Here is a 12,947-nt window from a genome sequence, read left to right as displayed (position 1 = left end):
TTTCCTCCCGGGGGTCGGCGTTACACGCGCCGTCTGTCAAGTTCAGCATCGATGACGGAAAGGCCGAGACCGGGGCCGGACGGCACCGTGAACTTGCCGTTTGACGGTTTCGGCGGATTGGCGAAGGCGACATGCATACGCGTTGACGGATCGGCAAATTCAGCCGGCTTCGTCATATGCATGATGGTCGCAAGCACATGCAGGTTGGCGGCATGGCCGATGGTCGGCTGCGTCTGGTGCGGCACCAGCTCGACACCGTGCGCGGAGCAGATCGCGGCGCATTGCATGAGGCCGGTGATGCCGCCCATCTTGATGATATCAGGCTGCACCATGCGCACGCCGGCATTGATCATGTCGACAACAGCCTGGGTTGTGTAGCACTGTTCGGCGGCCGAAACGGTGATATCCAGTCGTTGCGCCACCTCACCCATGGCCCGGACATTGTAATGCTGTACCGGCTCTTCGAACCAGATATAGCCCAAGTCTTCCAGCGCTCGTCCGACACGGATCGCGCCGCCAACCGAATATTGGTTGTTGGCGTCGAACGCGAGCGGGAAATCGTCGCCGACGAGCTCGCGCACGGCCCGTGCTTTGGCGATATCGCCGGGGATATCATAGTCTTGACGGGTGCGATCCCCATCCCAGCGGATTTTGATGGCCGCCGGCGTCTCGGCCTTTAGCCGCGCCTCGACAACCCGCACAGTCTCCTCGACGGTTCGGCCAAAATTGTTTCCGATCGAGGCGTAAAAAGGAATTTCGGTTCGCCACGCGCCGCCAAGCAGCTTGTAGATCGGCAGGTTGAAATACTTACCCTTGATGTCCCAAAGAGCAATGTCGAGCGCGGCGAGTGCGCCGGTTACAGCACCTTCCGGACCGAGCTTGACGTATTTGTGCAGAAGCCGGTCGTAGAGGATTGAATGATCGAGCGCATCGGAGCCGATTAGCGATGGGGCGAAATCTCTGATCACACCCAGGGAGTGCTCGCCGCCCATCATTGGTGAAGCCTCGCCGTGGCCGACGATGCCGTCTTCGGTCACCACACGAATGAACGCCGTGCGCCGTCCCGGCGCATCGTTTGCTTCCCAGCTGACTTGAAAAGCTTCCACGGATTTTATGACGGTCGGCTTGGACACATTCACTCCTTGTCTTCTTGCATGCAGCAGCGGGCTGAGCGCCAACTACCGGCGGCTTTAACGCCGCGCCTTGCGAAGGACATGCGAAAGGGATCGGAGCCACGCCTCCGCGCAACATCTATCCTCGCGATATCCTCCCAACAGCCGCGGACAGATACGTTCCTCGGGGCCGTTCGAGAGGAGATTACGCATTTTGCATCCGTATGCAACAGAAAATTTAAATATCTCTTTGTGAAGCGAATCACTAACATCAAACTGACGGCTGCGCGGAAGGTGCCTTCAAATTCACGCTATCTCACAGACTTTCTTGCACTTTTGTCCGTCATTTCCCCGCTTTTTACACATCCTCACCATTAGATTGAATCATTGAAAAAGATGAATGCGCATGCAACATCATGGGTGAGACGTGGTCCGTTGAAATATCAGAACGGACAACTTACGGTCTCGGAAGGAAAGCGGTCAGGAGAGATGACACTGCGCAGGCTGGATCGCCGGATGACGGTATGAAACGCAAGCCTATCACGGCGCGCGAGCTTGCTCGCATGATCGGCGTCAGTCAGTCCGCCGTTTCGCGCGCCTTCACGCCAGGCGCCAGCATCGCCGCGGATCTGCGGGAAAAAATTCTGCAGCACGCGGCCGAAATGGATTACCACCCGAATGCCATCGCCAGCATGCTTTCAAAGAGCAGGACGAATATCATCGGCATCGTCGTCTCCGATATGCAGAACCCCTTTTATCCGGCGCTCATCGAAAAGCTTTCACGCGCACTGCAGGAGATCGGGCAACAGAGCCTACTCTTCAACATCGCCAGAGGCTCCAATCTCGAGGATCAGCTTTCGGCGTTGCGCCGCTACAACGTAGACGCTGTCATCGTCATCTCGGCGACGATCCTCTCCGCCCAGACACTCCTCTGGGCGACGGAAGGCCGGGCGGCGATCCTGATCAACAGGATCATCGAAGATGTCGATCTGAGCTGCGTGGCCTGCGACAATGCCCAGGGCGCACGGGCTGTTGCCGATCATTTCCATGCGCTCGGACGCCGTCACGTCGCCTATGTCGCCGGTCTCAGCCATACGAGCACCAACAGCGAACGCCGGAACGCCTTCATCACCCGTGTTGCCGAACTCGGCATGGTTCTTTCGACACAGATCGAAGGCAGCGAATATAGTTATCATGCTGGTCGCCGAGCGGCGATGAAGGTGGTCGAGAACGCGCCGAAGACCGATGCGATCTTCTTCGCGAACGACATTCTTGCCATCGGCGGCATCGACGCGCTGAAAGAACAGGCCGGGCGTCGTGTTCCCGAAGATATTGCCGTTGCAGGCTTTGACGATATCGCCATTGCCGGCTGGCCTCACTATGACCTCACCACCTTCCGCCAACCGGTCGATGAAATGGTCCGGGTCGTTGTCCAGATGGTCGAAGAGGGCTCCTGTGCGCCGGGTAAGCCACCTATCGTCAAGCGCCTGTCCGGCGAGCTTGTTATACGCGGATCGACCGCCCCAGCCCATCATGGCTGCTCTGCAATGCCCGGCTGACCGTAGTGACGGAAATACCGAGATGTACGCGAGCGTGCTTAGCGTCGCTCTAGGCCGTTGTTGGTTCATTGGATGATATCGCGTTTGTTCGTGGTGACACTATTATCGGTTTTATGATCGCAGGGTTGATCTACGCTCGTCGGCGCCATAGGAGAAGAAAAGGCTCCGCCCATCAGGCGTGCATTCTTTTCATCGCGAAAAAACCGACGTAATTCGTGTCTCCTCCCAGCTCAGCCTGCGATCGCGGCGCTATCAAATGTAATGAGCAAAAAGTCGATGTCGATACCTCATAGATGAGAGCGGCAGGGTTTCAAAGTCGTAAAGCCGATGCGGCGCATCAGCTTTGGCATGGGAAACTAAAATCCAAATCATCTCACTAAGCGGCTCCGGTGCCGTGGTCCTATGGTGCCAGTAAGGAAGCTGTAGGCAGGGCATGCCGATCTTATCAAGTCTGGAGCGCAGTCCGTCCGTCAACTCGAACTTGTCAGAGGAAGATTGTCCTTAGGTTTTCCTTCGGTGCGCCCTCAAAGGTAACGGGTGTGATGCTGGTTGGCTCAGAAGACAAGCAAAGTCACCAGCGCCGCGGATGCTCTCCCGCCTCCCTGCCCCACCAATCTCATCGGGTGCATCGGCAATGTCACGTTGTCCTCAAACCCCTGCCAATCATCCTTGGACGTGTCGCGAGCGGCGCTCCCTGGAAACGCCGAGGCAATCCGCCGTCCTAGAGCACGAACGGGAGAGGCCGCCGGAGTGTCCGTCCATTGGGCTGGACGTATTGATGCGGGACGTGGACGTTTGGCCTGGTCGAGCTTGAACTGCGATAGTAATTGATTGAGCAATGTCACTTCGCTGGCCAGCGTGTTACTTGCCGCCGTCGTCTCTTCGACCATGGCAGCATTCTTCTGCGTACCCTGGCCCATCTGGCTGACGGCTGTGTTGATCTGCTGCAGCCCAGCCGATTGCTCCTGCGCGGCATCGACGACTGCGGCAACGTGCAAGTTGATCTCCTGCACTTCCGTAACGATCGTCTCAAGCGCTTTACCGGTCTCTCCAACCAGCTGAACACCCTCTCCGGCCTGCTGCTTGGACGCGGTGATCAGCGCTTTGATCTCACGTGCAGCATTGGCCGACCGCTGCGCCGGTTCGCGGACTTCCTGTGCAACGCCTGAGCGCTGGCGTTGAGGCAGCGCGTGCCGGTGATGCCGGCAAGGGCTTCGCTGTCGCCGGCCTGGATAGATCGTCGCTCAACACCCGCCACGCCTTACTGCTGCTGGGGACCGGTCTTGCGCTCACTATGCCTAGCCTTGTAAGGGCGCAGACGCCGGTCGTTGTTCGTGACCTGCTCGGCCGTGAGGTTTACTTGGCGCGGCCGGCACGCAGGGTCGTGCTTGGTCAAGGGCGTTTTCTGAGCATGATCAGCATGGTGCATCCGGACCCGCTAAGCTTGCTGGTGGGCTGGGCTGATGATCTGAACAGCACCTTTCCAAACGAGGCCAAAGCGTGGATTGATCGTTTCCCGGCGTTAAAGTCTCTCCCCGTCATCGGTGCCCGAGTAGGCAGCGATTATGCAATCGAAAACCTTCTGATGCTTCAGCCTGATCTGGTGCTGATCAGCCGGTTTGCAGCCGGGCCTGTCAACACCGATGGGAGTACCGCTTTTATCGATACCTTGACAGGTTCGGGGCTGACTGTAGCCGTGATTGATTTCGCGCAGGACCCGCTGAACGACACCGTGCCCAGCCTGCGGATCTTGAGCCAACTCCTTGGCCAGCAGTCGAGGGGAGATGAGACGATCTCATTCTATCAGGACACCTTGAAGCGCATCGTGTCACCTTTTGCTGGCAAACCGGTGAACCCGGTGAATGTTCTCTTCCACAGCCACGCCGGCGTGATGCCGTGCTGCGCCAGCATTGGAAAAGGCAGTTTCGCGGATCTGGCGGAGATGGTCGGCGGTCACAGCATCGCTGGGGATGTGTTGAAAAAGGCGGTCGGGCCGCTCAGCCTCGAATATATTTTGACCCGTCAACCCGACGTCTATATAGCGACGGGCGGGCTTCGTGGCGAGGGTGCCGGCGGCATCGTTATAGGCGCGAATGTCGACGAAAGCCGCGCCCGGGAGAGCTTGGCACGGATCGTGTCGGACCAAGGGCTTGCCCAGATGTCGGCGGTCCGCAACAAACGCGTGTACGCCCTGTGGCATGGCCTCAACGAGACGCCGTTGCACCTCGTCGCGCTGGAAGCTTTGGCGGGCTGGCTCAATCCCGGCCTGAAGGGCGAATTCGATGCAGAGCGAACACTGAGCGGCTTCCGCAAGCGGTATCCGTTATTGCCGCAGGATGGAGTATACAGCGTCGCGCTTACCCCCGAGACGTAATTTTGTGAAAGCATTACCGTGACATCAGCTTCCAGACTGCACATTTATTCCACCCGGCACCGGGAGTTTACGCAGCTTATTGCGGATGGTTTCGCGGAGGAAACCGGCGTCGCGGTGGACATCACAGACATCAAGTCGGATGCGCATCCGCGCATGCTGGCGGAAGGCACGGACTGCCTTGCCGATGTCGTTGTCACCCTGGATTTCCGTCGGCTGATGACGTTGGCGCGGCTCAGCCTCGTACAACCTGTCAGATCGGACTGTCTTGAACGGCTGGTACCAGAGCACTTACGCGATCCGCAGGGGCTCTGGTTCGCCCAGTCAATGCGCGCTCGATTGATCTTCGCAGCGAAAGCCTTGGACAAGAGCACCTATACTTACGGCGATCTTGCAGCAGGCGAATGGAAGGACCGCCTGATCATCCGTTCGGCCGATCACATGTTCAACACGGCGCTGATCGCAGCCTATCTAGCGGAACACGGCGATGGCGCAACCGAGGACTGGATGAAGGGAATTGCTGCCAATCGCCCCCTCAGAATGGGTGGCGACCGGAACGTTGCATGCGCGATCGCAGACAAGAGCGCCGAGATTGGGATCGCAAATTCATACTACTACGGAGAGATGCGCTCCGGACTGGGCGGACCAGAGCAGCAAGAGTGGATGAAAAGCCTTAGAGCTTTCATCCCGACATTTGCCAACGGCCGCACCCCCGTCAATATCACTGGATCCGCGGTCGCTCGTCACGCTCGCCATCCGGAGCTCGCCGTTGCATTCCTTGAATTTCTGGCCGGCGAAAAAGGGCAGCGGATTTATGCTGACAAAAGTTATGAATATCCCGTATCGCCAAACGCTCCGCCAAACGACCTGATCCGGGAGGCCGGAGAGCTTCATCCCGATACCACGCCGTTCGGCATTGTCTCTCGCCACAGTGCTCGCGCCATGGAACTCGCTGCGACAATCCCGTGGAACTAGATGACATGGAAAGCCCCAGCGCGAACTACTCCGAACCCGCAGTTCGATCTGAAGGCACTTTGGCACGTCGTTACGCGGCTTTCTTGCGTGTCCGTGTAGCAATCCTCGGCCTGCTTTCGCTATTTCTTGTTGTCGCTTTCACGTTCGACGTTTTTACCGGCCCCGCCGCCTTATCCCCGATTGCCATTCTCAATGGTCTGTTGGACCCGGACAGCCTGCCGGGTCCAGTCCGTTATATTCTACTCAACGTGCGTCTGCCCTATGCCGTCATGGCCGTGCTGGTCGGAGCGTCCCTGGGACTGGCAGGCGCAGAAATGCAAACCGTGCTGAACAACGCCCTTGCCAGCCCCTTCACTCTGGGCGTTTCAGCTGCAGCGACGCTTGGCGCTTCGCTTGTCCTGGTATTCGGTCTCCCGTCAACGGGTCTTCCACAGGAAGTCATCATGCCGGCAAGCGCGTTTGCCTGCGCGGCAATGGCAGCGATGCTCATTCATGTTCTGGCGCAGACCCGTACCAACGGCGCCGATAGCGTCGTGCTGTTCGGGATAGCGCTGGTGTTTGCTATCAACTCCATCGTCGCCCTGTTGCAGTTCGTGGCCGATGCGGACACGCTGCAGCAGATCGTTTTCTGGGGCATGGGCAGCTTCTCCCGCTCGACCTGGCCAAAGATTGCAATTGTTGCGGCCGTACTCGTCATCGCCTTTCCGATCTCGCTGCGCAATGTGTGGAAGCTGACTGCGCTTCGGGCCGGTGATGCACAGGCTGAAAGCCTGGGTATCGATACCAACCGGCTCAGACGAAACGTCATGTTGCGCGCCAGCCTTCTTGCGGCTGTTGCGGTCTCGTTTGTCGGCACAATTGGCTTCGTCGGATTGGTCGGGCCGCACATCGCCCGGCTGCTTCTCGGCGAGGATCATCGCTTTTTCCTTCCGGGCGCGGCGTTGGCGGGCGCTCTCATTCTTTCCTTGGCGTCAGTCGCTTCAAAGACGATCATACCTGGCTTGATCATCCCTGTTGGTATTGTAACGTCGATCGTCGGCGTCCCACTGTTTCTCTCGCTGCTGATGACCAGGGACCGGCGCATATGAGTGGTCTTATCGTCCGCCATCTCTCGGCGGGATATTCCAAGCGGCAAGTCATCCGCGATCTGTCTCTTCCCGCTGTCCCGCCGGGCACGTTACTGGGGTTGCTCGGTCCAAATGCCTCCGGCAAATCAACTCTGTTACGGGCAATCGCTGGACAGGGCCGGAGCTCGGGCCGAATCAGATTGGATGATGAAGATCTAAATCTCTTGTCTCACGCGAAACGTGCGACCCTCGTCGGCTATCTGCCGCAATCCTTGCCGGGAACGACCTCCCTTGTTGCTTACGAGGCAGTCATGGCGGCATGCAGAGCTGTCCAGCCCAATTTCCAGACGGACGCTGTCGAGGACGCAATCGAAAGCACGTTCGACGATCTCGGAATAGGGCATCTCGCTCTAGAGCGCATGAGCCATTTGTCCGGCGGGCAGCGCCAGATGGTCGGCCTGGCACAGGTGCTCGTCCGCAGGCCAAAACTGCTTCTGCTCGATGAACCAACGAGTGCCCTCGACCTTCGCTGGCAACTTTCGGTTATTTCGGCGGTACGACGCATGCTCGAGCAGACCGGCGCCGTGGGAGTGATTGCGATTCACGACATCAATCTGGCGATCCGGACATGCGATCAGCTTGCGGTCCTCGATCGCGGCGAGATCATCGCCAGCGGTCCGGCAGCCAACGTGATTACGCCGGACGTCATCGCGCAAGCATACGGGGTCTCATCACGGGTTGAGACCTGCTCAAGAGGCATCCCATTTGTCCTGGCTGACAGAGCGCTGGGTTGATCTCGATCGTACAACGAGATTTGTGCTTTTCACTTCGAGGTGTCGTCGCTGCGGTCGAGAGACCGGCGGCACCGGCGACGGGATGGCCGGAATAGGTATTGCCGTGAAAAAACTCGATCGCGTTCTGAAGCCCTGCCCTTGGCAGTGGTGGCGGGATCCGGCACGACGCCGAAATAATCCGTCCCGAACGGCATGCCAAGACGGCCAAAGCCGGCGATGACTTCGTCAAAATCAAAAGGATGCCATGTTTGGTGGCTGTTGCCCGGAGCTTTTCGAGATAGCCCTTGGGCGGCAGGATGACCTCCGGCCGTTCAGTGAGCATCAAACTGGAAATTAGGACACCGCACACGTCGTTCGGCGACGCCGAAGTCTGTGCCTACGCCTTGAAAGGAATCGAACCAGCGACCCGGTAGGAAATCGCCAAGGGGGCTGTTCCTCGCTCCTGACGATTCAAGCTTTGCCAACGGAGCCGAAATCTTCGCCGACGGCGGTCAGGCACAGGTCAGAACAGCAAAGGCGGCGGGAAGGTTGTCCCGCCGCCATCCAAGGCTTTTGCCTACGTCGTTTATACGACGGAGAGGACGGCGGGATCGCCTGAGCGCCATACATTGTCGACGGTGTTGTGCGTGATGACCCAGGCGTCGCCGTTTCTTACCAGTTTGACGTCGTAGCGGTTCTTCATCAGATAGTGACGCGATGGATCGCTGCGCGGCACGTGCTGGGCTTCAACGAGGACGTCCATGCGAGCGGTGTCGCCATCGATAGCCACTCGCGGATTGCTAACGGAATGCGTCGTGTCCAACGTAGCGAGCGATGCCGTCAGGGCGGACACGATGACATCCCTGCCCTCAATGACCGGATAATCGAATCCTGCCTTCGCCGCGGCCGGCCGGAAGTCGGAGACCGCGTTTTCCGCCAGCGACGATGCGAGCAAGTTGCTATCGCGAAGATCGATCCCGGCGGTGAAGCGATAGAGGGCTTCGACGACGGCGAGACGGTCTGCGGCGGCCTGTGCGAACGATGGTGTTGTGGTCATGAAGGTTCTCCTTGTCATGCTGGAGGCTCACGAAGTGCAAGCCTTCCCGGCATCTGCGCCGGGGGCGCCGATGGGCGTGATCGATGGGTTGGTGGTAAGGATGCTATTCGAGGTCGGCGTCGATGCGTTCGATCAAGCCTTGTGCGTTGACGGTGATCTTGAGGACGCCGATCTCGTGGCCGAAATCGCCCTTGAAATCGAGGCGGATGGCGGCGTTGAAGTCGTCGAGTCTATCAAGCGACAACAGCTCGCTCTTCGTGTGGTAGCCAACGAAGAACCGTTCGAGGTAATCGCGAACACCATCCCGGCCGACGAAGGCGTCGCCCACCGAAACGTCATCGATGACGGCATCCGAAGAGAACAGGGACAGCGCACCATCGACGTCGAAGGCATTAGCGGCGCGGATGAAGGTTTCAACGATCTTCTGCATGGCGACGTCCTCAGAGATCGATGATCGTGGTGTCGGCGATGGTTTTCGCAAAACCGTTTCCGAACAGGCCAGCCGGGGTCTGGAAGCCGGGGCACGCTTCACCTGCCAGAATACGGCGCCCGGCCTCGACCGCGGCCATGGCTGTGAAGGTGTAGCCGTTGACCGTATCGAGAAGTGATCGGACGATCTGCCCCTGCGCGTCCGTGACCTCGACCAGCGCCTGGTAGCGGTTCGTCAGCCGTTCTTCCTCGCTCGGCCCGTCCGGCAGCAACGAGAGGTCGCCTTGCGGGAACCCGTCGCCGGTCACATGCACGAAAGTCTCGATGTCGGGAACGCCGGTTGCCCGCCAAATCGTGATCAGGTCGGGAAGCGTCACCCGGAAGCAATCGACGGCGCCTCTGCCGAAGTCGAACGCCTGAACGTCAGCCTCCGCCGGGGTCAATGCGCCATGCACCCGCTTCAAGGTCTCTACCGTCAGGTTCTCCGTAGCGCTGATCGCCGATCCGCGTGACAGACCGCCGGCGACATGCAGCACGATTCTGATCTTGCGGGGCTTCGAGACACGCTCGACACCGTGGCCGGCAAGGCTGCCGAGCATGGCGACGCTGCCACCTCCGCCCGGCATCAGCATGACTCCCGCTGCCTTGGCCTCGTCACCGAGCGCTTCGGCCAAGCGGTAGCTGTCGAGTTCTGCGGCAGTGTCGAGATAGTGCACGCCATTGCGGATCGACGCCTTCATCAGCGCATCAGCAGTGCGCATGAACGGACCCGCGCAGTTCAGCAGAACGGAGATGCCGGCGAGGCCCGTGCCGATCGCCGCGTCGTCGTCGAGACCGAACGCGCGATACTCCACTCCGAGTTTCGAGGCGAGCTTCGCCAGGGTCGCTTCGCTGCGTCCGCCAAGGACAATCGGCGTTCCAGCCGCAATTGCGTGCTCGGCCGCCATGCGGCCGGTGTAGCCGGTCGCGCCGTAGATCATCAGTTTGGTCATGTCAGTGCTGCCATTCCTTGTAGACGAATTCGAGGCTGTAGCCGTCGGGGTCGCGCACCTGCGCGGCGTAGTAGCGAGGGTCGTAGTGAAGCTGCGGACCAGGCGGATGGATTTGCGAGGCGCCCACAGCCATCGCCGCGGCGAACGCGGCATCGACCTGGGAGGCGTCGTTCGCGACAAAGCCAACATCAGCCGCGCGACCTTCGACAATCCCCTCCCGAAGCCAGAAGAACACCCGGCCGTTTGCGCCGAACCCCTTCAGGTCAGGATGACCGGGAGGGCCATCTTTTCCGTCGTAGTCATGCGCGTGAACGATCCCGATCGGGGCAAGCGCCTCTTCGTAGAAGGCGACCGATCGGCCGATGTCGCTGACGGATATGAAGACGTGATCGAGCATGGCGCTCTCCTTGTTCAGATGATGTAGCCGCCCGCGACTTCGATGTTCTGGGCGTTGATCCAGCGGTTCTCGTTGGACAGCAGACTGACAACGACGCCACCGATCTCCTCCGGTTCGCCGACACGGCCAAGTGCCGTTTGTCCGGCAAGCATCGCCTCGAAGTCGTCGCTCAGCCCGCCGCCCAGTTCCGTGCGGATTGCGCCGGGTGCGATCGAGTTCGCCCGGATGCCGCGCTCGCCGAACTCCTTGGCCATGTAGCGGGTCAGCACTTCGAGACCACCCTTGAAGGCAGCGTAAGGAGCGACCCCTGATGTCGCCACGCGCGTGGTGGCGCTGGTGATGTTGATGATCTGGCCATTGTCCGCGATCAGCGGCAGCTGGGTCTGGGTGAGGAAGAACGGGCCTTTGAGGTGGACGTTGAACAATCCATCGAACTGGTTTTCGGTCACGGTGGCGATCGTATTGAACAGTCCGTATCCGGCGTTGTTGACGAGATAGTCAAAGTCGCGACGGCCGAAGACGGACTGTAGTTGCGCCGCAACGGCATCGCGGAATGCAACGAACGAACCGGTGTCGCCTACGTCAAGCTTCAGCGGCACGGCCTTCCCACCGCCCTGGGTGATCTCTTTCACCACTCCTTCGGCCTTGTCGGGACTGCTGTTGTAGGTGACGATGACGCCCATGCCTTTGCGGGCGCATTCGATGGCGGCGCTTGCGCCGAGGCCGCGGCTGCTGCCGGTGATGATGACGATCTTCATGGGCCATTCCTTCCGTGTCTTGCATGATCTGACGCTAGGCCGGCATCACACGCGGCGCTCACCCATTCCTCTCAGAAACTTGCCTATTTCTGCTTCCCGCTTGCGGAGATCTCTCCAGCCTGTCAGGGTCGCCGTCATGAAAAAGCAACTTCAGGAATTGCGCGCTCTGGCGTCTTCGGCGGAAAACCGTCGGACAGACACGGGCATCCCGCGCGTCGCCATGGTGCAGGGCGAGATCCCGGAACACAGGCTTTCTGCCGTCTACGAGCCGATGATCAACCTGATCCTGACCGGGGCGAAGACGATGACTGTCGGCGATCGGACATTCGCGTACGATCCGGCCACCTACTTCGTCATGTCGGTCGATCTGCCGGCGGTCGGTGCGGTGCATCCCTCTCCCGCAGGAGAGCCATATCTCGCCGTCAGCCTGACGCTGGACCCGCCGACGGTCGCGGCACTGATCAGCGACCTGCCCGTTCCGGTCTGCAGCAAGCTGTTCGGCTCCGGCTTCTCGATCGCCCCGGTCAACGAGGAGTTTCTCGATGCCTGGGTTCGCATGCTACGTCTGATGGCGAGGCCGGACGAGATCGCGGTGCTTGCACCCGCCTATGAGCGGGAGATTTTGTTTCGCGTGTTGCAGGGGCCGCTGGGCTGGATGCTGCGCGACATCGCCGCTCCCGACGCGGCGCTGTCGCGGATCGGTGTGGCGATCCAGTGGATACGAGAAAACTTCGCAAAACCACTCCGGGTCGAAGCGCTCGCGGAAATGGCGGCGTTGAGCGTTTCGGCCTTCCATCGCCATTTCAAGGCGGTGACAGCGCTTAGCCCAATTCAGTTTCAGAAGCAGGTCCGCCTGCTGCACGCCCGGACGCTCCTCATGGCCGGAGAAGGAAACGCGACATCCGTGGCCTTCGGCGTCGGATATGAAAGCCCCAATCAGTTCAGCCGGGAATATGCGCGGCAGTTCGGGCTCCCACCATCGAAGGATGTTGTGCGGTTGAAGGGCCAAGCCGCATAACCTCGCGCGACCCACATCACTTTCCGGCGCAGAAAGCATCTCGGTTTGCTCTTGAAGGGATCAGAACTGGCGACCCCCCTTTTTGACCACGCGATAACAACGATTTGTCGGTCTTGCGCTCAGGTAATCTCGCCTCCGTCCAAACATCATTCGTTCAGACGATCAACCAAACGCTTCATGAGATCCATTCGTTCATGAAGAATCGCCACGATGAGGGCGGGCGCATCCTCTCGAGGCAGACAAAAGACGTAGTGGTGTTGGCATCGCGCCATTCGTAACTCCGGATAAAGCGCGCTCATATCCTTGAAAGGACCTTTGCCCTCGGCAAGGTTTGCGATACCTCGCTCCAAACCCGAGACGTAGCGGCGTACCTGGGCAGCACCCCATTGCGCACGTGTATAGCGGATTACCGAACGTAGATCCGATTCCGCCTCCGCGG

At 59.6% G+C, this 12,947-nt stretch carries 13 protein-coding genes and 2 pseudogenes; 6 read left to right on the top strand and 9 right to left on the bottom strand.

The annotated features are described in order from the left end of the window. Window positions 1–20: 20 nt before the first annotated feature. On the bottom strand, window positions 21–1,133 hold the full coding sequence (locus tag G9X64_RS12130; RefSeq protein ID WP_171376624.1) for a mandelate racemase/muconate lactonizing enzyme family protein: 1,113 nt from the start codon (window positions 1,131–1,133) through the stop codon (window positions 21–23). A 503-nt stretch (window positions 1,134–1,636) separates the two neighbouring features. Here G9X64_RS12130 and G9X64_RS12125 point away from each other — a divergent pair. Next, on the top strand, window positions 1,637–2,671 hold the full coding sequence (locus G9X64_RS12125) for a LacI family DNA-binding transcriptional regulator (protein ID WP_171376623.1): 1,035 nt from the start codon (window positions 1,637–1,639) through the stop codon (window positions 2,669–2,671). Window positions 2,672–3,321: 650 nt separating this feature from the next. On the opposite strand, the pseudogene G9X64_RS36540 reads toward G9X64_RS12125, so the two are convergent. Then, window positions 3,322–3,834 (bottom strand): annotated as a pseudogene (locus G9X64_RS36540) (methyl-accepting chemotaxis protein); the annotation flags it as partial. A gap of 2 nt (window positions 3,835–3,836) precedes the next feature. Here G9X64_RS36540 and G9X64_RS12115 point away from each other — a divergent pair. From G9X64_RS12115 to G9X64_RS12100, 4 genes are read left to right on the top strand one after another with little or no spacing between them, the layout of a single operon-like run. Continuing rightward, complete coding sequence (locus G9X64_RS12115) at window positions 3,837–5,045, top strand: ABC transporter substrate-binding protein (protein WP_281360202.1); 1,209 nt, start codon at window positions 3,837–3,839, stop codon at window positions 5,043–5,045. An 18-nt stretch (window positions 5,046–5,063) separates the two neighbouring features. Continuing rightward, complete coding sequence (locus tag G9X64_RS12110; protein ID WP_171376621.1) at window positions 5,064–6,017, top strand: extracellular solute-binding protein; 954 nt, start codon at window positions 5,064–5,066, stop codon at window positions 6,015–6,017. 5 nt (window positions 6,018–6,022) lie between these two features. After that, the gene (locus tag G9X64_RS12105; protein WP_171376620.1) at window positions 6,023–7,105 is read left to right on the top strand and encodes a FecCD family ABC transporter permease; all 1,083 of its coding nucleotides are present in this window, start codon (window positions 6,023–6,025) and stop codon (window positions 7,103–7,105) included. After that, window positions 7,102–7,878, top strand: coding sequence for an ABC transporter ATP-binding protein (locus G9X64_RS12100; protein WP_171376619.1), 777 nt, complete (start codon window positions 7,102–7,104; stop codon window positions 7,876–7,878). The genes G9X64_RS12105 and G9X64_RS12100 overlap by 4 nt, the downstream gene beginning before the upstream one ends. A 52-nt stretch (window positions 7,879–7,930) precedes the next feature. Here the strand turns inward: G9X64_RS12100 and G9X64_RS12095 are convergent. The 6 genes and pseudogenes from G9X64_RS12095 to G9X64_RS12070 all read right to left on the bottom strand — a co-directional run. Then, a pseudogene (locus G9X64_RS12095) lies at window positions 7,931–8,179 on the bottom strand (aminotransferase class III-fold pyridoxal phosphate-dependent enzyme); the annotation flags it as partial. Window positions 8,180–8,443: 264 nt separating this feature from the next. Beyond that, complete coding sequence (locus tag G9X64_RS12090; protein ID WP_171376618.1) at window positions 8,444–8,914, bottom strand: nuclear transport factor 2 family protein; 471 nt, start codon at window positions 8,912–8,914, stop codon at window positions 8,444–8,446. Between the two features lie 103 nt (window positions 8,915–9,017). Continuing rightward, window positions 9,018–9,344: a nuclear transport factor 2 family protein gene (locus G9X64_RS12085; protein WP_171376617.1), complete on the bottom strand. Its 327-nt coding sequence runs from the start codon at window positions 9,342–9,344 to the stop codon at window positions 9,018–9,020. A gap of 10 nt (window positions 9,345–9,354) precedes the next feature. After that, window positions 9,355–10,335: a saccharopine dehydrogenase family protein gene (locus G9X64_RS12080; protein WP_171376616.1), complete on the bottom strand. Its 981-nt coding sequence runs from the start codon at window positions 10,333–10,335 to the stop codon at window positions 9,355–9,357. A gap of 1 nt (window position 10,336) precedes the next feature. Then, window positions 10,337–10,732, bottom strand: a complete 396-nt coding sequence (locus G9X64_RS12075) for a VOC family protein (protein WP_171376615.1) — start codon at window positions 10,730–10,732, stop codon at window positions 10,337–10,339. A gap of 14 nt (window positions 10,733–10,746) precedes the next feature. Beyond that, window positions 10,747–11,490, bottom strand: coding sequence for an SDR family NAD(P)-dependent oxidoreductase (locus G9X64_RS12070; RefSeq protein ID WP_171376614.1), 744 nt, complete (start codon window positions 11,488–11,490; stop codon window positions 10,747–10,749). Between the two features lie 136 nt (window positions 11,491–11,626). Here G9X64_RS12070 and G9X64_RS12065 point away from each other — a divergent pair, with 136 nt between their 5' ends. Further along, the gene (locus tag G9X64_RS12065; RefSeq protein ID WP_171376613.1) at window positions 11,627–12,508 is read left to right on the top strand and encodes an AraC family transcriptional regulator; all 882 of its coding nucleotides are present in this window, start codon (window positions 11,627–11,629) and stop codon (window positions 12,506–12,508) included. Between the two features lie 146 nt (window positions 12,509–12,654). Here G9X64_RS12065 and G9X64_RS12060 read toward each other — a convergent pair. Continuing rightward, window positions 12,655–12,947: type II toxin-antitoxin system RelE/ParE family toxin (locus G9X64_RS12060; RefSeq protein WP_171376612.1), on the bottom strand; the 293-nt coding region annotated here is incomplete at its 5' end.

The organism is Rhizobium sophorae, from assembly GCF_013087515.1.
Classification (GTDB): domain Bacteria; phylum Pseudomonadota; class Alphaproteobacteria; order Rhizobiales; family Rhizobiaceae; genus Rhizobium; species Rhizobium sophorae.
This window is presented reverse-complemented; position numbering and strand designations above follow the sequence as displayed.

What these genes read in the sequence shown, in the direction of transcription:
- G9X64_RS12090 (WP_171376618.1), bottom strand. Translation starts at nt 8,914, where the DNA reads ATGACCACAACACCATCGTTCGCACAGGCCGCCGCAGACCGTCTCGCC.
- G9X64_RS12085 (WP_171376617.1), bottom strand. Translation starts at nt 9,344, where the DNA reads ATGCAGAAGATCGTTGAAACCTTCATCCGCGCCGCTAATGCCTTCGAC.
- G9X64_RS12105 (WP_171376620.1), top strand. Translation starts at nt 6,023, where the DNA reads ATGGAAAGCCCCAGCGCGAACTACTCCGAACCCGCAGTTCGATCTGAA.
- G9X64_RS12075 (WP_171376615.1), bottom strand. Translation starts at nt 10,732, where the DNA reads ATGCTCGATCACGTCTTCATATCCGTCAGCGACATCGGCCGATCGGTC.
- G9X64_RS12100 (WP_171376619.1), top strand. Translation starts at nt 7,102, where the DNA reads ATGAGTGGTCTTATCGTCCGCCATCTCTCGGCGGGATATTCCAAGCGG.
- G9X64_RS12125 (WP_171376623.1), top strand. Translation starts at nt 1,637, where the DNA reads ATGAAACGCAAGCCTATCACGGCGCGCGAGCTTGCTCGCATGATCGGC.
- G9X64_RS12070 (WP_171376614.1), bottom strand. Translation starts at nt 11,490, where the DNA reads ATGAAGATCGTCATCATCACCGGCAGCAGCCGCGGCCTCGGCGCAAGC.
- G9X64_RS12065 (WP_171376613.1), top strand. Translation starts at nt 11,627, where the DNA reads ATGAAAAAGCAACTTCAGGAATTGCGCGCTCTGGCGTCTTCGGCGGAA.
- G9X64_RS12080 (WP_171376616.1), bottom strand. Translation starts at nt 10,335, where the DNA reads ATGACCAAACTGATGATCTACGGCGCGACCGGCTACACCGGCCGCATG.